We start from the raw sequence: 17,676 nt of genomic DNA, 5'->3' as shown, positions 1-17,676 counted from the left end.
GATGGGACGCCTCGCACAGACGGAAGGCCTCACGGAGATCCAGCAGGAGATCCTCTCCACCGTCCGCAGCTTTGTCGACAAGGAGATCCTCCCGGTCGCGACGGAGCTCGAGCACCGCGACGAGTACCCGACCGAGATCGTCGAAGGCCTCAAGGAACTGGGCCTGTTCGGCCTGATGATCCCCGAGGAGTACGGCGGCCTCGGCGAGTCCCTGCTCACGTACGCCCTGTGCGTGGAGGAGATCGCCCGCGGCTGGATGAGCGTCTCGGGCATCATCAACACCCACTTCATCGTGGCGTACATGCTCAAGCAGCACGGCACCCAGGAGCAGAAGGACCACTTCCTGCCGAAGATGGCCGCGGGCGAGGTGCGCGGCGCCTTCTCCATGTCGGAGCCGGGCCTGGGTTCGGACGTCTCGGCCATCTCCTCCAAGGGCGTCCGCGAGGGCGGTGACGACGGAGACTTCGTCCTCAACGGCCAGAAGATGTGGCTGACCAACGGCGGTTCCTCGACGCTGGTCGCGGTGCTCTGCCGTACGGACGAGGGTCATCCCGAGGGGACGGCACCGCACAAGTCGATGACGACGTTCCTGGTGGAGAAGGAGCCGGGCTTCGGCGAGGTGCGGCCCGGGCTCACCATCCCCGGCAAGATCGACAAGATGGGCTACAAGGGCGTCGACACGACGGAGCTCATCATGCAGGACCTGCGGGTGCCCGCGAACCGGGTACTCGGCGGCGAGACCGGCCGCGGCTTCTACCAGATGATGGACGGCGTCGAAGTCGGCCGCGTCAATGTCGCCGCGCGTGGCTGCGGTGTCGCGCAGCGCGCTTTCGAGCTGGGCATCGACTACGCACAGCAACGGCACACTTTCGGAAAGCCGATCGCGCAGCATCAGGCAATCCAGTTCAAGCTGGCCGAAATGGGCACGAAGGTGGAGGCCGCGCACGCATTGATGGTCGGCGCGGCCCGCAAGAAAGACGCCGGTCAGCGCAACGACCTCGAGGCGGGAATGGCCAAATACCTCGCCTCCGAGTACTGCAAGGAGGTCGTGGAGGACGCGTTTCGCATCCACGGCGGGTACGGTTTCTCCAAGGAGTACGAGATCGAGCGCCTCTACCGCGAGGCGCCGATGCTCTTGATCGGTGAAGGAACCGCCGAGATCCAGAAAATGATCGTAGGCCGCCGCCTGTTGGAGGAGTATCGCTTCCAGGGGTGATGTCCCTTTTCGGGGTGTTTTCCTGCCAGCCGGGACGACATCCCGATCCGGGATTGCGGGTACGGACTGTCGTAGTGGCTTGGCCAGTTGCCATCCGTAACCGATAACATCCCGAAAAGCCGCCGTCCCCCAATCGTTGCCGCGGCTCCCTCCGCTACGAAGGTCATACATGCCCCACAGCCCATCCTCCGCACCACGCGGACGAGTCCGCATCGCGCGCGGAGCGTCGCCGTGGCTCCTGCCGACCGTGGCCACTGCGGCCGTCGGCCTCCTCCGGGCCCGCCGCTCGAAGAAGGCGGCCGCGCTCGCCGTACCGGCGACAGCTCTCGCCGCGGGCATGCTCTGGTTCTTCCGCGACCCCGAGCGTGAGATCGCACAGGGCCGCGTCATCTCTCCGGCCGACGGAGTGGTGCAGAGCATCATGCCGTGGCACGACGGACGTACCCGCGTCGCGATCTTCATGAGCCCGCTGAACGTCCACGTGAACCGCGCTCCGCTCGCGGGCACCGTGTCCTCCTTGGAGCACATCCCCGGCGGCTACGTCCCCGCGTTCAACAAGGAGAGCGAGAACAACGAGCGGGTCGTCTGGCACTTCGACACCGAGATCGGCGATGTGGAGATGATCCAGATCGCCGGCGCGGTGGCGCGCCGGATCGTCCCGTACGTGCCGCAGGGCTGCAAGGTCGAGCAGGGTGACCGCGTGGGGCTGATCCGGTTCGGCTCCCGCGTCGACGTCTACCTCCCCGAAGGGGTCGAGGCCGGCGTCGAGGTCGGACAGGCCACCACAGCGGGGGTGACTCGCCTTGACCGTGATTGATCCCGATACGCAGGCTGCCGCCTGGGTCGCCGAGGCCGAGGCGGACGATGACGACGAGATGCCGCTCTCCACGCGGCTGTCGATAGCCGACACCCTGACGCTGGGCAACGCCACGTGCGGATTCATGGCGGTGTACTTCACCACCACCGGCGTCCTCATCCCGCATCTGACGGGCAGCGAGGACGGCGGTATGGCCCGGCACAGTGCCGCGACCGCCGTGATGCTGATGCTGCTGGCGTCGGTCTTCGACCTCTTCGACGGACTGGTGGCCCGGAAGCTGCGCAGCTCGGCCATGGGCGCGGAGCTGGACAACCTCTCCGACCTGATCAGCTTCGGCCTTGCGCCCGCCTTCTTCGTGGCCACGTGGGGCATGGTCGCCAACGACGCCAATCAGCATGTGTCGGTGGTTGCCGCCGTCGTGGTGCTGCTGGCGGTGGTGCTGCGGCTTGCGAGGTTCTCGTGCGTGCCCATGCGTGACGGCATGTTCCAGGGCATGCCCGGGCCGTTCGGAGCGCTGACGGTCGTCTCGATCGTGCTGCTGGAGCTGCCGTTCGTGCCGACGCTGCTGGCCATCATGGGCGTCGCGTGGCTGATGGTGAGCCGCGTCGAGTACCCGAAGCCCACCGGACGGCTGGCTGTGGCGATGCTCGGCTGGATCGTCGCGAGCATGGGGCTGCTGGCGGCCTGGGCGTTCGACGCCCCCGGCGGCGAGCTGCTGCTGCAGACCGGCTGCGCGCTGCAGGTCGTGCTCGGCGCCGTCATCCCGCTCTTCGCGACGGCCCGCCGTGTGCACACCTTCCGCGACAACCGCCGCGACGCTAGGACCGCCGCACAGGGCTAGCGAGCCCACTTCGGCGGCGCGACGGCGCGGCCAGGGGACGGAACGACGCTGGGGCCCGGGTTTCGACCCGGGCCCCACTGTCGTCGGTTCAGCGGTCTGCAGGGGCCCGCTCTCCTGTGCCGTACAGTCGGCAGCGAGAGTTCCTCGCACGTCTGCTCTCACGCGGGCGCCGCTCTCGACGAATGACAACGCCGGCCGCCAACGGCCGGGGACAGGTCTGCGCATTGTCCGCGATGACCGATCACGCCCGGGGCGGACACAGCTTCCCCCGACGACGCCCACGGACACGGCAGCGACGCCCCATCCATCGCCGGAAGCCATCCGCTTCAACTGTTGCCGGCGACTTCTGATCACTCCGAGGTGGACCCTTCCTCGCCCCGCCTCGGTCGGGCGCGGGGCCGACGACGAAGCGTCTCCTCGACACCCGGGGCAGGGCAGAAAAGCGCCCCCACGACGAACAGGAACGCTGATGGCACACGAGCACTCCCTTCCCGGGCCAGGCCTCGCCGAGGTCCGCATCACCGCGGCCTCCCCCGAGGTCGCCCGGCGGGTGGCGCAGACACTGCGCGCACGGTTCGCGAGCACGGAACAACGCAGCTACCCCGCCGGCGACACCGGAACAGGCACCCGTCTGTACCTCACAGTGGATGCCGACGCACTGCCCCAGGGTCCGTCCCTGCTGCCGCCCGGACACGTGGTGCCAGGAACTGGGCAGAAATGGGCGTAGCCGGGAGGTTCACGGACCCGCACCGGGCAGGCGGCCTCCCGGTGCGCCTCGCTCTGTTGCCTGCGCGCACGGAACCACTGTGGTGTGACGGCACTTGGTGGCCCCGCTCACACGACCTCGGCCGGGAGCTTCCCACTCTCATCTCCGCACTGGAGGAACGCTGGCCTGGCATCACCGGAGTCACGGTCAGCCGTTCCATGTGGCGAATCCGCCCCGAGGCCCTGGCACTTGACGAGCACCGCAGCGTACGGATCGACCGGTGCGACGTCACCCCGGACCCGCACACGATACGTCTGCGCTCCGACGCGAGCCGCTGCGACCTGCTGGTCACACCCCCGGGCGCGGAGTGGGCGCGCCGGAACGCGAGGCCGTGGCACGCCCGTTGAGCCTCGCGGCGGAGTAGGCTGGCGACATCGAGGGCTTTCCGTGCACCGCTTGCTCATACGGGTGCCGTTCTTGGTGATGGAAGACACCGGGCTGTTTCACCGGCCCGAGTCAGGTACGCGTCATGCACGTGACCTCAGACCGCACTCAGCTGATCCACGAGCCTTACTCCGCACCGCCGGTCCGCCTCGCCCTCAAACCGCAGGGCGCCCCTGCGGGCCTTCTGGACGGAGCCTGGTGGCCGCACTCCCGTAATCTCCTGCGTGAACTCCCCGTCCTCACGAACGTGTTGGACCGCCTGTGGGGACGTGTCACGCGGATCTCCGTGAACCCCACTCACTGGCCGGTCGTCCCGCGCAAGGTGCCGGTCACCGGCCATCTGGTCAAGGTCGGCTGGTTCAAGGCGGAGCAGGACCCGCACAAGGTCGTGCTGCTGTCCTACCGCGTCGGCCGCATGGACCTGCTGGTGATACCACCTGCGACGAGCGCGGCGACCGCCGCCCGTCTCATGGCCGCCGCGACTCACACTGGCCTCCGCCTCACCGCGAGTGAACTCGTCGCAGCAGACAACGCGGGTCAAGCCCTCGTGGAGGGACAGCGCACGCAGGAAGAGGCGTGGGAATCCGAGGGCGGCTCCGCTCCCGTGACCGCGTCCGCTCCACGCGTTCCGCCCGTGCCGGACCGCTCCGGCGGGAGGTGATGGTGATGGACACGCTGGTCACCGTCGGCATCATCCTCGCGATCAGCGTCCTGGGCTCACTCGTCATCCGCCGGCTCCACCAGAGACAGGCGGTCCGGCTCGCGAGCATGCAGCACGGAGGTTTCCGGCCTGGTGAGGAGGACCGCGGATGGCGCGGTCGCAGCCACCAACGGGCCCAGTCGCTGCGCGGACGTGTTCGCCGCGACCACCGTGACGGCGGTCGCGGGCGCCATCCCTCACGGCGACGCGGCAACCGCCGCCGATGACCGAGGCTCCCGTTCGCGTCCGGCGGCAGGCCGCTGCCGACGGACGCGAACGGGACCTCATGACTTCCGCTCCGAGGAGCGTCTGATGAGCGCACAACCGCATCCGTCCGTCCCCCTTGAGAATTCCCGGCGCCCCGACAGCGCCGCCTACGAACCGGCGCGCAGCACGAGCACCGTTCCGCGACCCGGAAGCGACTTCGCACAGTTGTCGAAACAGATCGTGGCCGCTGGGCTGATGCGTCGTCGAACTGGCTACTACACGCTGCGGATCACGCTCGTGATCGTGCTGTACGCCGTGGGCTGGGCCGTGTTCCTGCTGCTCGGCGAGAGCTGGTGGAGCCTGGCTGTGGCCGGGTACCTGGCGCTCGTGTTCGGCCAAGTGGCACTCGTGGCCCACGACGTGGCACACCGCCAGGTCTTCCGGCGGCGCAGGGCGAGTGAGCGCGTCGGGCGGCTCGCCGGAAACCTGGGCATCGGCATGGGCTACGGCTGGTGGCAGGACAAGCACACCCGACACCACGCCCATCCCAACCATGAGGAACTGGACCCCGACGTCACGCCCGACCTGTTGGTGTGGAGCCAGGCTCAGGCACGGTCAGCACGGGGCCTGACGCGGCTGATCGCGCGCACTCAGGCACTCCTGTTCTTCCCGCTGCTCGCTCTGGAGGGCTTCAATCTGCACGTCTCCGGGGTGAGAGCGCTGAGGAACCGGGCGGTGAAGAAGCGCGGCGTGGAGGGGAGCTTGCTGTTCGCCCACTTCGGGCTGTATCTGGCAGCGCTGTTCCTGGTGCTTCCGCCGGTCCTCGCCCTGGCCTTCCTCGCAGTCCACCAGTGTCTGTTCGGCATCTACCTCGGTTCCATCTTCGCCCCAAACCACAAGGGAATGCCGATGGTGCGGGGTGAGGAGCGCCCGGATTTCCTGCGGCGTCAGGTGCTCACGTCGCGGAACGTGTGCGGTGGATGGTTCACGGACATCGCGCTGGGCGGACTGAACCACCAGATCGAGCACCATCTCTTCCCCAGCATGCCGAGCCCGCAGCTCCGCAAGGCGCAGCCCATCGTCCGGCAGTACTGCGAGGAGATGGGTGTGGACTACCTCGAGACCGGGCTCATCGCCTCATACCGGCAGGCGCTCAGGAGCCTGCACCACGCCGGAGCGCCCCTCCGGGCGGACCACTCCCGGTGACACCGGGCGGCGCGACGGCTGCCTCCGGCGCGGCCGGCCCCGCGAGCCCGGCCGGCGGGGTCAGGCGGCAACGAGAGGGCCCGTGCGCTCAGAGGCAATCCTCGGCGAGACGTTCCGCCAGCTGTTCCAGGAGGGGGCCTGCCTGCGAGATGCAGCGGGCCGTGTCCTTCTCCAAGTCCGTGAGGGCGTAGACGCGCTCGATGCCGGCGCCCTTGAGGGCCTTGTTGTCGAGGGACAGCCGTCCGCACACCGCGAGGACGGGCTTGCCCGCCTTGCGCGCCGCGGCGGCGACGCCCGCGGGGGCCTTGCCGTGCAGGGTCTGCTCGTCGAGCGAACCCTCCCCCGTGATCACCAGGTCGGCGTTCTCGAGGGCGTGGGCGAAGCCCAGCACCTCCAGGAGCACGTCGATGCCGGGACGGAACGTCGCGTTCAGGCCGACGAGCGCGCCGTAGCCGATGCCGCCGGCCGCGCCCGCGCCGGGTGCCTCCGCGGTCTCCGCCGCTCTCGGCCCGACCGAGTCGCCCATCACCTGCACGAAGTGCGTCAGCGCCGCGTCGAGGACCTTCACGTCCTCCTCGCCCGCGCCCTTCTGCGGGCCGTAGACCGCGGCGGCGCCCTTCGGGCCGGTGAGCGGGTTGTCGACATCGCTGGCGAGCACGACCTGGATGTCCTTGAGGCGTTCGTCGAGGCCCGAGAGGTCGGCGGAGACCATCTCCACCAGCGGGCCGCCGCCGTGCGGCACGGGGTCGCCGTCCTCGTCGAGGAACCGGGCCCCGAGTGCCTCGAGCATGCCGGCACCGCCGTCCGTCGTCGCGGACCCGCCCACGCCGAGGACGATGGTGCGGGCGCCCGCCTCGACGGCGGCCAGAAGCAGTTCGCCGGTGCCGCGCGTCGTCGCCGTGAGCGGTGCGAAGACGCCTGGCGGCATCAGTTCGAGCCCGGACGCCTCAGCCATCTCGACCACGGCCGTCCCCTCGCGCAGCGCGAAGGCCGCGGTGACGGGGGCGCCGAGCGGTCCGGTGACCTCCGCCTCGTGGCGCTCGAAGCCGCCGGCGACCGCTGCCGCCACCGTCCCGTCGCCGCCGTCGGCCACGGGGAGCGATTCCACGATCGCGCCGGGCCGCGCCCGCCTGATCCCTGCTGTGATCCGCTCGGCGACCTCGACGGCCGTCAGCGATCCCTTGAACTTGTCCGCGGCGATCAGTACGCGCGCCGTCGTCGTCATGGTTCTGCCCCTGGGTCTGTTTACGTTCGAACAGGCAGTCGCGCCGGTGCGACCTTATCCGTCACGGGCCCCCTGCCACCATGGGCTATGCAACGACTGCCCTTCTGGGGTTCCCCTGCCGAAGGTCCCGGATTCCCCGGTCCGAGGGTCCGGACACGGAGATCCGCCGGGGCGCGGCCGCCCGTCGGGCCTCAGGAACGCCGCCGCAGCTCCCGCCAGACGGCACGAGCCGCATGATGTCCGGACATTCCGTGCACCCCCGGGCCGGGCGGCGTGGAGGAGGAACACAGGAAGACGGCGGGGTGAGCGGTGCTGTAGGGAACGGACGTCAGTTTCGGACGGATCAGAAGCTGGAGCCCGTCGGCCGCACCCGCGCAGAAGTCGCCGCCGACGTAGTTGGCGTTGCGGGCGGCCAGTTGGGGCGGCCCGGCCGTAGCACGCGCCAGCACCAGGTCGCGGAACCCCGGTGCGAAGCGCTCCAGTTGGGCCTCGACTGCCTCGGTGGCGTCGCCTTCCCAGCCGTTCGGGACGTGCCCGTACGCCCAGAAGACGTGCTTGCCCTTCGGCGCCCGGGACTCGTCGACGAGGCTCGGCTGGGCGGTGATCAGGAAAGGCCGCTCCGGCGCGTGGCCCGAGACCGCTGCCTTGAGGGCCGTGCCGATCGCGCCCGCCGTCGGGCCGACGTGGACGGTGCCCGCGCGGCGTGCCGCCTCGGACGTCCACGGCACCGGTCCGTCCAGCGCATAGTCGATCTTGAAGACGCCGGCGCCGTAGCGGAAGCCGTCGTAGGCGTTGCCGAGCCCGGCGATGCGGGCGAGCGCACGCGGCGAGGTGTCGAAGATATAGGCGCGGGCCGGGGGCAGTTCGTCGAGGCGCTTCACCTCCGTGCCCGTGTGGATCTGCCCGCCCTGCGCGCGTAGATACGCGGCGAGAGCGTCCGAGATGGCCTGTGAGCCGCCGCGCGGAAGTGGCCAGCCGGCCTTGTGGGCGGCCAGGGCGAAGGTCAGCGCCGCTCCGCTCATGGCTGGGGTGGACAGCGGGGCGATGACGTGACCGCCGAGGCCGGCCATGAGCGCGCGGGCCTTCTCGTCGCGGAAGCGGAGGTTGAGCAGGTTCACCGGCTGCAGCGCCGTCAGCCCGAACCGGGCGAGCAGCAGCGGAGCGTAGGGGAAGCGGCCGTTGAACCAGGAACCCATGCCGAGGAAGTCGGCAGCGAGGGTCTCCCACTTGGCGAGGAACGGCTCGACCATACGCCGGTAGGTGCCCGCGTCACGCGGACCGAGCGAGACGGCTGTCTCGCTGACGGAACGGGAGAGGACGGCTGCCGTGCCGTCAGGGAAGGGGTTGGCCATGCACAGTTCGGGGTGCAGCCACTCCAGCCCGTACTTCTCCAACGGCATGCTGTTGAACGCGGGAGAGACCGCTGCCGTGGGATGCACCGCGGAGCACGGGTCGTGCCGGAATCCCGGCAAGGTGAGCTCCTCCGTGCGGGCTCCGCCGCCCACGGTCTCCTTCGCCTCGAAGAGTTCGACGGAGAAGCCGCGTCGGGCCAGTTCGACCGCCGCGGTCAGCCCGTTGGGACCTGCTCCGACGACGACCGCGTCACGGATCGATGGCACTGTCGGCTCTCCCCTCGCCTATGAGGTCGCGCGCCGCACCGGTCAGCGTCCGGCGCGCAGCAGCCCCACCATACGCCGGGCCGTACCGGCGTCCCGCGCCGCGGTGAACGGCAGCGCGTTGCCTCCGGCGAGACGGAACGGCTCGCCCGCGACGGTGCGGCTCTCGCCGCCCGCCTCCGCCACGAGGAGCAGCCCCGCGGCGTGGTCCCACGCGGCCTCCCAGCTGAAGGCGACGGCGTCGACGCGGCCGCGCGCCACCGACAGATACTCCAGCCCGGCGGAGCCGCAGGGGCGGGGTTCCACACCCTCGGTGCGCAGCCCGAGCAGCGACCGCTTCTGCTCGTCGGTGGTGAAGTCCGGGTGGGAGGTGGCCACTTCGAGGACCTTGTCCTCCTCGGGGGACCCGGCACACAGCACCTCTCCGTTGAGGAGCGCGCCGCCGCGGTGCCGAGCGATCGCCATCTCGTCCGGAACGGGGGCGTAGGTCCAGGAGGCGAGGAGCTCGCCGTAGCGGGCGAGGGCGACCAGTGTGCAGAAGCCCTCGTAGCCGCGTACGAACTGGCGTGTGCCGTCGATCGGGTCCACGATCCACACGGGTGCGTCGCCGTGCAGGGCCTCATACGTGGCGGGCTTGGCGTGCACCGCCTCCTCCCCGACCACGACGGAGCCGGGCAGCAGGGCCATCAGCTCCCTGGACAGCTGCTCCTCCGCGCGCTGATCGGCGACGGTCACGAGATCGTGGGGGCCGCTCTTCTGCAGCACTTCGTCATCGGAGAGCTGACGCCAACGCGGCGTCACCTCCTCCGCGACAGCCCTGCGAACGGCGCCCTCGACTGCTGCCACCAGCTCATCGTCGATCATCCGCCCATGAAAGCACGGGGCGCCCGCGGTGCGCCCTCCCCCTGCCTCCGGGGTTCCCGCCGGCGTCAACGCCCCACCGCGTAGCCCTGCATGCCGCGCGGGTTGGCACCGGCGCTGAGCACCCCGGTCTCCGGGTCGCGCGCGACGGCGCACAGCCGGCCCTCCGACCAGGCAGGACCGATCTCGACGTCGTGACCGCGCCGGCGCAGCCCGTCGGTGACCGCCTGCGACGCGCGGGCCTCGACGGTGACGTTGCCGGGCCGCATCGCGCGCGGATAGAAGGAGCCGGGGAAGCTCTCCGTGTGCCAGTTGGGGGCATCGATCGCGCCCTGAAGGTCGAGCCCGCCGCGTACATGCGGGCGCAGCGCGGCGGCGAGGAAGAAGTGCAGCTGCCACTGGTCCTGCTGGTCGCCGCCGGGCGTACCGAACGCGAGCACCGGATGACCGTCGCGCAGCGCCAGCGACGGGGTGAGGGTGGTGCGGGGACGGCGGCCCGGTGTCAGGGAGTTGGGCAGGCCGGGCTCCAGCCAGGTCATCTGGAGCCGTGTGCCGAGCGGGAAGCCGAGTTCGGGGACGACGGGGTTGGAGTGGAGCCAGCCGCCGCTGGGGGTGGCGCTGATCATGTTGCCCCAGCGGTCGACGACATCGATGTGACAGGTGTCGCCGCGGGTGGCCCCGTCGCGAGCGACGGTGGGCTCTCCGGCGCCGGCCGAGACGGCAAGGGGGTCGAAGCCGACCTGGCCGCTCGCGACGGCGGTGGCGTGCGCGGACAGGCGGGGTTCGCGGCCGCCGGGGCTGCCGGGACGCAGTTCGCGGGAGGCGCTCTCGCCGATGAGGGCGCGCCGCGCGGAGTTGTACCCGTCGGAGAGCAGCGCCTCGACGGGAACGGCGGAGGCGCCGTCGGCGTCCCCGTACCACGCCTCACGGTCGGCCATGGCGAGCTTGGTGCCCTCGATCAGACGGTGGACGAAGGCCCCGTCCCCCGAGGCGGATCCGGTCGACGCGTCGTCGAACTGCACGTCCGCGGCGGTCACTTCATCAGGCAGGAGCGCGAGCTGCTGAAGCAGGGCGGGGCCTTGGGACCATGGGCCCGCCTTGCAGACCGTCCAGCCGTTCCAGTCGTAGGTGACCGGGTCCTCGTACGTGGCCTCCCAGGTCGTGAGGTCGTCTCCGGTGAGGGTGCCGGTGTGGCGCTCCCCCGAGGTGTCCATGGTGGGCCGGGCGGAGGCTGCGAGGAGGGCGTCGGCGACGAAGCCCTCGCGCCATATTCGCCGTGCGGCTTCGATGACCTGTTCGCGGCCCGGTCCGGCCCCGGCGGCCTCGGACAGCAGCCGTTGCCAGGTCGCGGCCAGCGCCGGGTTCTTCAGCAGCGATCCGGGGGCGGGCGCTCGTCCGCCGGCGAGGTAGAGGGCCGCGGAGGTGGTCCATTCCGTCTCGAAGAGTTCACGTACGGTCTCCACCGTCTCGCCGACGCGTTCGACCGCGGGGTGGCCGCGCTCGGCGTAACCGATGGCGTAGCCGAGGATCCGCTCCAGGGACTGGGTGCCGTGGTCGCGCAGCAGCGTCATCCACGCGTCGAAGGCGCCCGGGACGGCGGCGGCCAGGGGGCCGGTGCCGGGGACGAGTTCGAGGCCGAGTGAGGTGTAGTGCTCCACGGTCGCGCCGCGCGGTGCGACTCCCTGCCCGCACAGCACCTGTACGGGGCCGGCGGCGGGGGCGACGAGGATGGGCACCTCGCCGGCGGGTCCGTTCAGGTGCGGTTCGACGACCTGCAGCACGAAGCCCGCGGCGACGGCGGCGTCGTAGGCGTTGCCGCCGTCCTCCAGTACGGCCATCGCGGTCTGCGAGGCGAGCCAGTGGGTGGAGGAGGCCATGCCGAAGGTGCCTTGGAGGGTGGGGCGGGTCGTGAACACGGGTGGTGCGGCTCCCTGCTTCGTGGGCTGTGGTGTGCTGTCGGGTTCTTGTGCCGTCGGGTTCCCCTTGTGCTTGCGGTGACTCTGCCGCCTTGTTCAGGTGCGGGAGTGTGCCGTCGCGGCCGCGTCCGGTGCGGTTCCGTCGTCCGCCACGAGGTGACAGGCGACCATGCGGCCGCCGTTCCCGCCGGGCAGTGCGCGGTGCTCGGGCGCCTGCGTACGGCACTGTTCGACCGCGAGGGGACAGCGGGTGTGGAAGCGGCAGTGGTCCACAGTCTGCGCCGCGCCCCCGGCCTTGGGGAAGACGGGGCCGGTCAGGTCGCCCTGCAGGACGATCCGCTGCCGTGCGCGCTGGACAGGCGGGTCGGGTACGGGCACGGCGGAGAGCAGTGCCTGCGTGTACGGGTGCTTGGGTGCGGCGAACAGGTCGGCGGCCGGGGCCACCTCGATGATCTCGCCGAGGTACATGACGGCGATGCGGTCGGCCAGGAACTCCACGGCGGCCAGGTCGTGCGTGATGAAGAGGCAGCCGAAGCCGCGGTCGCGCTGAAGGTCCGCGAGCAGGTTGAGCACGGACGCCTGCACGGAGACGTCGAGGGCCGAGGTCGGCTCGTCCGCGACGAGCAGCATCGGGTCGACGGCGAGCGCACGGGCGATGGAGACGCGCTGGCGCTGCCCGCCGGACAGCTCGTGCGGGCGGCGCTCGGCCGTGCCGGCCGGCAGCCCGACCTGGACCAGCAGCTTCTCCACACGCTCTCGCAGCTCGGCGCCGCTCGCCATCCGGTGCAGGGTGAGCGGTTCGCCGACGATGCGGGAGACGCGCATCCGCGGGTCCAGGGACGCTGAGGGGTCCTGGTAGACGATGTTGAAGTCCTTGCGCAGGGGGCGCAGTTTGCGTGGTGACAGCCGCGTGATGTCGGTGCCGCCGATGCGGACCGTGCCGGCGGTGGGTGTGTCGAGCCGCACGACACAGCGTCCGACGGTCGACTTGCCGGAGCCGGACTCACCGACGAGGCCCACGACTTCGCCGCGTCCCACGGTCAGGGACACCCCGTCGACGGCACGTACGGTGCCCCTTCCCCGGGGGGTGGTGAAGTGCCGTACCAGGCCGTCCACTTCGAGGGCGGGTGCGTCCGCCGCCGCGCCGGTGGTCCCTTCTGCGGGCTTGTTCACGGTGCTCCCTCCCCTGCGAAGCCGACGAGTTCGTCGGTGCCGGTCAGCGGGTGCCGGCAGGCGACCTTGTGCCCGCGCCCGACGTGGTCGCCGTCGGTCTCCTCGGGCCTGGAGAGCACGGGCCGCGACGCGGTGCACACCTCGTCGGCGCGCGGGCAGCGCGGCGCGAAGGTGCACTCGTCCGGCTGGACGGAGAGTCCGGGGACGATGCCGGGGATCTCGCGCAGCCGCGCCCGCTCGCCCGTGGGGGCCGCAGCCGTCGCACCGGGGCGTGGCACGGCGCCGAGCAGGCCGCGGGTGTACGGGTGGCGGGGCTGCGCGAACAGGTCGTCGACGCGGGCGTGTTCGACGGCGCGCCCGGCGTACATCACGAGCACGCGGTCGGCGGTGTGTGCGACGACACCGAGGTCGTGGGTGATCAGCACGACGGCGGTGCCCAGCCGTTCCCGCAGCGAGGTCAGCACGTCGAGAATGCCTGCCTGCACTGTGACGTCCAGCGCCGTGGTGGGTTCGTCCGCGATGAGAACCGCCGGATCGCAGGCGACAGCGATGGCGATCATCACGCGCTGGCGCATGCCGCCGGAGAGCTGGTGCGGATACTCGTGTATGCGCCGCTCCGGCGCGGGGATGCCCACCAGCTCCAGCAGTTCCACGGAGCGCCTCTTCGCCTGCCGCCTGTCCATGCCCTTGTGGCGGCGGAGCACCTCGCCGATCTGGCGTCCCACGCTCAGCACCGGGTTGAGGGACGTCATCGGCTCCTGGAAGATCATGGACAGCTCGGTGCCGCGCACACCTCGCAGCAACTTCTCCTCGGCGCCCGCCAGTTCGCGTCCGCGGAGCGTCACGGAGCCGCTGACGTGCGCCGTTCCGGGCAGCAGTCCCATCACGGCCAGCGACGTGACGGACTTGCCGCAGCCCGACTCGCCCACCACGGCGAGCACTTCGCCCGGCTCGACGTCGAATCCGACGCCGTCGACGGCGTGTACGTCGCCCTCCTCGCCGCGGAAGGTGACAGCGAGGTCGCTGACGCGCAGCACGGGGTCCTTGCGGCTGGAAACGGAGTCACCGGATGCGGCGCCGGCGGAGGCCGCGGGGTTCGGTTCGTTCACCGGGTCACCCCCCTGGGGTCGAGCACGTCGCGCAGCCCGTCACCGAAGAGGTTGAAGGCCAGCGTCGCGGCGACGATGGCCAGTCCCGGGAAGACCGCCATCCAGGGCGCAGCCGCGATGTAGGGCTGTGCGGTGGAGAGCATCACGCCGAGCGAGGGGTCGGGCGGCTGCACGCCGAGGCCGAGGAAACTGAGCAGCGCCTCGCCGATGATGGCGGTGGGTACGCCGACCGTGGCCTGTACGAGCAGCGCCGAGGCGGCGTTGGGAAGGATGTGCCGGGCCAGGACGGTGCCGTCACCGCCGCCGCCGGCGATGGTGGCCCCTATGTAGTCGAGGTGCTTGAGCCGCAGGGTCTCGGCGCGCATCACGCGTACGACCTGCGGGACGAGTGAGATGCCGATGGCGATCGTCGCGTTCAGCAGCGAGGGGCCCAGCACGGCGGCGAGCCCGACGGCCAGCACCAGGAAGGGGAAGGCGAGCAACGTGTCGGTGAGGCGCGAGACGAGGGAGTCGGCGAACCGCCCGTAGTACCCGGCGATCAGGCCGAACGGCACGCCCACGACGAACGCCAGCGCCACCGCCAGCACCCCTACCTGCATGGAGGCCCGGGCGCCGTAAATCACGCGGGAGAGCTGGTCCCGGCCGAGGTCGTCGGTTCCGAGCCAGTGGTCGAGTCCCGGTGCGGCCAGGGCAGAGCCGAAGTCGGCGCGTGCCGGGTCGTACGGGGCTATGAGCGGCGCGGCGAGAGCGACGAGCACGAAGACCGCCGCGATGACCCCGCCTGTGAACGCGAGCTTGTTGCGGCCCAGTTGACGCAGCACACGCTTCGACCGTGCCGGTGCGGCCGGGGGTTCGGGGGCCCCGGCGCGCGTCCCGTCCGACCCGGCGCCTTCCGCGGCTTCGGTGACCGTGCTCACTGTGCACCTCCCAGCCTGATGCGCGGGTCGATGACGGAGTAGAGGAGGTCTACGGCGAGATTGACGAGGATGTAACCGGTCGCGGTGAAGAGCACGACGCCCTGCACCATCGCGTAGTCGCGGGTGAACACCGCATCGATCATCAGCTTGCCGAAGCCGGGCAGAACGAAGATCTGCTCCGTGACGACCGCGCCGGAGATGAGGTGCCCGAGCTGGAGTCCCAGCACGGTGACGACGGTGACCAGCGAGTTGCGCAGCGCGTGCCCGCCGACGACCTGGTGCGGAGCGAGGCCCTTGGCGCGCGCGGTGCGCACGTAGTCGGCCGACAGCGACTCCAGCATCGCCGCTCTCGTCTGCCGCATCACGATGGCCGCGAGGCCGCTGCCGAGGACTATGACGGGCAGCACCATGCGCCGCAGGTTCTCCAGCGGGTCGGTGCCGAAGGGCACGAAGCCCGACGCCGCGAACACCGGTACGGCGATGGCGAATCCCAGGATCAGGACGATGCCGAGCCAGAAGTTCGGAACCGAAAGCCCCAGCAGGGCCACGGTATTGGCCAGCCACTCGGCGGGCCTGCCGCGCTGCACGGCGGCGACCACTCCGGCGCCGATGCCGACGACGACGGCCAGGAGCAGGGAGAGCAGGGCGAGTTCGAGGGTGACGGGCAAGGCGTCGAAGATGCCGTCGACGACGGGCAGGCCGGTGCGCGCCGAGGTGCCGAGGTCGCCGGTGACGGCGTTCTCGACGTACCGCCCGTACTGCACGGCGATGTTCTGGTCGAGTCCGTACTGGCGGCGGATCGCGTCCAGCGCCTTCGGGTTGGTCTCCTCGCCGGCGAGTGCGCGCGCCGTGTCGCCGGGCATGGCGCGCACGCCGAGGAAGACGACGATGCTGACGAGGACCAGCGTCAGTCCCGACTGGCCCAGCCGGCGCAGCACATACCGGGTCATCGGCCCGCCTCCGTACCAGAACCTTGGGCGTAGCCTGCGTTCTCGACGCGTATCAGGCCGTCGCCGTAGACGCGCAGGCCCCCTACGTCCTTTGTGGCCACGACGTAGTTGCGCTGCCGGTAGAGATAGATCAGCGCGTGCTGGTCGTTGATGGCCCGGGTGACGTCGCGGTAGATGTCGCGGCGTTCGCCGGGGTCCGCGGTGCGGCGTCCGTCCTCGATGAGGGAGTCGACGCTCTTGTCGGAGAGTCCGGAGCGGTTCTCCGAGCCGAGGGTTGCGGCGAAGGCGTCGATGTTGCCCGCCGGGTCGAGCCGGCCGGACCAGCCGACGGACACGGCCTCGAAGTCGCCCTTGTCGGCGTGTTCGAGGAGCGTGGTGAACTCCGTGGGCCGCAGCTTCACCTGGAACCCGGCGTCCTTGGCCATCGCCTGGACGACCTGCCCGAGCCGCATGTCCTCCACGGTGTTGGAGATCGTCAGTTCGACGGGGACCCGCCCCTTCGCACCCGTTTCGCGCAGGAGCCGGCGCGCCTTCCCGAGGTCCCGGCCCGGGCACTTCGTCTTCGTGCCCAGTTCGCTGGAGGGGGCGACCGGGCCGCAGGCGGTGTCGTACATGCCCTGGAAGACGATCTTGTTGATGAGGCTGCGGTCGAGGGAGAGCTCGAACGCGTGGCGTATGCGCTTGTCGCGGGCCAACGAGCTGTTCTTCCTGCCCGGCTTCTTGCCCAGGCCGCGGGTGTTGCCGATGTTGACGGTCAGGCCCTGGTAGCCGAGCGTCGGGGAGTTGAAGAGCTGCAGCTTGTCGTCGGTCAGCGCGCTCTGCACCTCCAGCGGGGCGGTCTGGTCGCTGATCTGCGAGTCGCCGGAACGGAGGTTGGCCAGCCGCACGTTGCCGTCGATGATCGTGCGGTAGACGACCCTCTTCAGATGCACACGGGAGGCGGCGTAGTAGTTGGGGTCCTTCTCCAGCACGATCCGGTCGCCCGTCACGCGCTGCTTGAAGCGGAAGGGCCCGACGCAGGAGGGATGCGTGGCGAAGTCCTTGCCGTACTTCTTCAGGGCACGCGGGGACATCACCATGCCGGAGCGGTCGGCGAGCGCACCCAGCAGCGGCTCGTAGGGCTCCTTCAGACGCAGCTCGACCTTGTCGTCGCCGACCGCCTCGATGCTTTGGACGGGTTCGAGTTCGCTGGAACGGGCCGACTCCGGCAGGTCACGGTGCCGCTTCAGTGACGTCTCGACGGCCTTCGCGTCCATCTGCGTCCCGTCGCTGAAGCGGGCGCCGCGGCGCACCTCGATGACGACCTTCCGGCCGCCGTCGCTCACCTTCGGCATTCCGGCGGCCAGTTGGGGCTTGATGCGGTTCTTCGCGTCCGTGTCGTAGAGCTTCTGGCACATCGCGGCGAAGACGCTGCGGCCGACGAGAGTGCTGCCGAGGCTCGGATCGAGCTTGTCCGGGTCGGACTTGAACGCGACGGTGAGGGTGCCCCCGTCCCGTACCGGTCTGTCGTCACCCATCCGCACGCCGCCGACCTCGGTCGCGGAAGTCGTCAGGGAAGCGCAGCCCGTCACGGTGAGTGCCAGGGCGGCCGTCAGGGCCACGGCGCGCGAGGGAGCTGATACGCGAAGCCGCATGCTGCCCCACCTCACAAGCGGACCGACAGGATCCGGGCGACTGTATGCCGTATACAGCGACCCTGACTAGCCCACTGCCCAAACTCTCCCGAGTACCGGACGGGGTCAGCTGGAACGCATACAGTATACAATCACTCC

17 protein-coding genes are annotated in these 17,676 nt (G+C 70.5%); 8 read left to right on the top strand and 9 right to left on the bottom strand.

Features of this window, described 5'->3' with window-relative positions:
* The first annotated feature begins 1 nt into the window (after window position 1).
* From I004_RS0119745 to I004_RS34910, 8 genes are all read left to right on the top strand, one after another.
* The gene (locus I004_RS0119745) at window positions 2–1,216 is read left to right on the top strand and encodes an acyl-CoA dehydrogenase family protein (RefSeq protein WP_028436923.1); all 1,215 of its coding nucleotides are present in this window, start codon (window positions 2–4) and stop codon (window positions 1,214–1,216) included.
* Between the two features lie 169 nt (window positions 1,217–1,385).
* Window positions 1,386–2,033, top strand: a complete 648-nt coding sequence (locus tag I004_RS0119740) for a phosphatidylserine decarboxylase (protein ID WP_028436922.1) — start codon at window positions 1,386–1,388, stop codon at window positions 2,031–2,033.
* Window positions 2,020–2,874, top strand: a complete 855-nt coding sequence (gene pssA, locus I004_RS0119735) for a CDP-diacylglycerol--serine O-phosphatidyltransferase (protein WP_028436921.1) — start codon at window positions 2,020–2,022, stop codon at window positions 2,872–2,874. Before I004_RS0119740 ends, pssA begins: the two co-directional genes overlap by 14 nt.
* A 469-nt stretch (window positions 2,875–3,343) precedes the next feature.
* On the top strand, window positions 3,344–3,601 hold the full coding sequence (locus I004_RS34915) for a hypothetical protein (RefSeq protein WP_051345214.1): 258 nt from the start codon (window positions 3,344–3,346) through the stop codon (window positions 3,599–3,601).
* Window positions 3,592–3,987: a DUF5994 family protein gene (locus I004_RS0119725; protein WP_028436920.1), complete on the top strand. Its 396-nt coding sequence runs from the start codon at window positions 3,592–3,594 to the stop codon at window positions 3,985–3,987. The genes I004_RS34915 and I004_RS0119725 overlap by 10 nt, the downstream gene beginning before the upstream one ends.
* A gap of 122 nt (window positions 3,988–4,109) precedes the next feature.
* Window positions 4,110–4,685, top strand: coding sequence for a DUF5994 family protein (locus tag I004_RS0119720; protein WP_028436919.1), 576 nt, complete (start codon window positions 4,110–4,112; stop codon window positions 4,683–4,685).
* Window positions 4,686–4,690: 5 nt separating this feature from the next.
* The gene (locus tag I004_RS0119715; protein WP_158677059.1) at window positions 4,691–4,951 is read left to right on the top strand and encodes a hypothetical protein; all 261 of its coding nucleotides are present in this window, start codon (window positions 4,691–4,693) and stop codon (window positions 4,949–4,951) included.
* An 85-nt stretch (window positions 4,952–5,036) separates the two neighbouring features.
* Window positions 5,037–6,137 (top strand): acyl-CoA desaturase, encoded by a 1,101-nt coding sequence (locus I004_RS34910; RefSeq protein ID WP_078511470.1) that lies wholly within the window; start codon window positions 5,037–5,039, stop codon window positions 6,135–6,137.
* 88 nt (window positions 6,138–6,225) lie between these two features.
* Here the strand turns inward: I004_RS34910 and I004_RS0119705 are convergent, their stop codons facing one another.
* From I004_RS0119705 to I004_RS0119665, 9 genes are all read right to left on the bottom strand, one after another.
* Entirely contained in the window at window positions 6,226–7,362 is a 1,137-nt protein-coding gene (locus I004_RS0119705) for a glycerate kinase family protein (protein WP_028436917.1), read from the bottom strand.
* Between the two features lie 191 nt (window positions 7,363–7,553).
* On the bottom strand, window positions 7,554–8,981 hold the full coding sequence (locus I004_RS0119700) for a phytoene desaturase family protein (protein ID WP_028436916.1): 1,428 nt from the start codon (window positions 8,979–8,981) through the stop codon (window positions 7,554–7,556).
* Between the two features lie 42 nt (window positions 8,982–9,023).
* Window positions 9,024–9,842, bottom strand: coding sequence for an inositol monophosphatase family protein (locus I004_RS0119695; RefSeq protein WP_028436915.1), 819 nt, complete (start codon window positions 9,840–9,842; stop codon window positions 9,024–9,026).
* A 65-nt stretch (window positions 9,843–9,907) separates the two neighbouring features.
* Complete coding sequence (locus tag I004_RS0119690) at window positions 9,908–11,755, bottom strand: gamma-glutamyltransferase (RefSeq protein ID WP_028436914.1); 1,848 nt, start codon at window positions 11,753–11,755, stop codon at window positions 9,908–9,910.
* Window positions 11,756–11,851: 96 nt separating this feature from the next.
* The gene (locus I004_RS0119685) at window positions 11,852–12,928 is read right to left on the bottom strand and encodes an ABC transporter ATP-binding protein (protein WP_051345213.1); all 1,077 of its coding nucleotides are present in this window, start codon (window positions 12,926–12,928) and stop codon (window positions 11,852–11,854) included.
* A complete protein-coding gene (locus I004_RS34905; RefSeq protein ID WP_051345242.1) occupies window positions 12,925–13,965 on the bottom strand; it encodes an ABC transporter ATP-binding protein in 1,041 nt (346 codons plus the stop codon). The genes I004_RS0119685 and I004_RS34905 overlap by 4 nt, the downstream gene beginning before the upstream one ends.
* Before the next feature lie 68 nt (window positions 13,966–14,033).
* On the bottom strand, window positions 14,034–14,858 hold the full coding sequence (locus tag I004_RS34900) for an ABC transporter permease (protein ID WP_037977030.1): 825 nt from the start codon (window positions 14,856–14,858) through the stop codon (window positions 14,034–14,036).
* A gap of 92 nt (window positions 14,859–14,950) precedes the next feature.
* Entirely contained in the window at window positions 14,951–15,904 is a 954-nt protein-coding gene (locus I004_RS0119670; RefSeq protein WP_028436912.1) for an ABC transporter permease, read from the bottom strand.
* Window positions 15,901–17,538, bottom strand: a complete 1,638-nt coding sequence (locus I004_RS0119665; RefSeq protein WP_051345211.1) for an ABC transporter substrate-binding protein — start codon at window positions 17,536–17,538, stop codon at window positions 15,901–15,903. Before I004_RS0119665 ends, I004_RS0119670 begins: the two co-directional genes overlap by 4 nt.
* Between the last annotated feature and the right edge of the window lie 138 nt (window positions 17,539–17,676).

Source organism: Streptomyces sp. TAA486, assembly GCF_000426165.1.
This window is presented reverse-complemented; position numbering and strand designations above follow the sequence as displayed.

Bases quoted from the DNA above. Each gene is read 5' to 3' on its own strand.
- I004_RS0119745 (WP_028436923.1), top strand. From the start codon at position 2: ATGGGACGCCTCGCACAGACGGAAGGCCTCACGGAGATCCAGCAGGAG.
- I004_RS0119740 (WP_028436922.1), top strand. From the start codon at position 1,386: ATGCCCCACAGCCCATCCTCCGCACCACGCGGACGAGTCCGCATCGCG.
- I004_RS34915 (WP_051345214.1), top strand. From the start codon at position 3,344: ATGGCACACGAGCACTCCCTTCCCGGGCCAGGCCTCGCCGAGGTCCGC.
- I004_RS0119725 (WP_028436920.1), top strand. From the start codon at position 3,592: ATGGGCGTAGCCGGGAGGTTCACGGACCCGCACCGGGCAGGCGGCCTC.
- I004_RS0119720 (WP_028436919.1), top strand. From the start codon at position 4,110: ATGCACGTGACCTCAGACCGCACTCAGCTGATCCACGAGCCTTACTCC.
- I004_RS0119715 (WP_158677059.1), top strand. From the start codon at position 4,691: ATGGACACGCTGGTCACCGTCGGCATCATCCTCGCGATCAGCGTCCTG.
- I004_RS34910 (WP_078511470.1), top strand. From the start codon at position 5,037: ATGAGCGCACAACCGCATCCGTCCGTCCCCCTTGAGAATTCCCGGCGC.
- I004_RS0119705 (WP_028436917.1), bottom strand. From the start codon at position 7,362: ATGACGACGACGGCGCGCGTACTGATCGCCGCGGACAAGTTCAAGGGA.
- I004_RS0119695 (WP_028436915.1), bottom strand. From the start codon at position 9,842: ATGATCGACGATGAGCTGGTGGCAGCAGTCGAGGGCGCCGTTCGCAGG.
- I004_RS0119670 (WP_028436912.1), bottom strand. From the start codon at position 15,904: ATGACCCGGTATGTGCTGCGCCGGCTGGGCCAGTCGGGACTGACGCTG.
- I004_RS0119665 (WP_051345211.1), bottom strand. From the start codon at position 17,538: ATGCGGCTTCGCGTATCAGCTCCCTCGCGCGCCGTGGCCCTGACGGCC.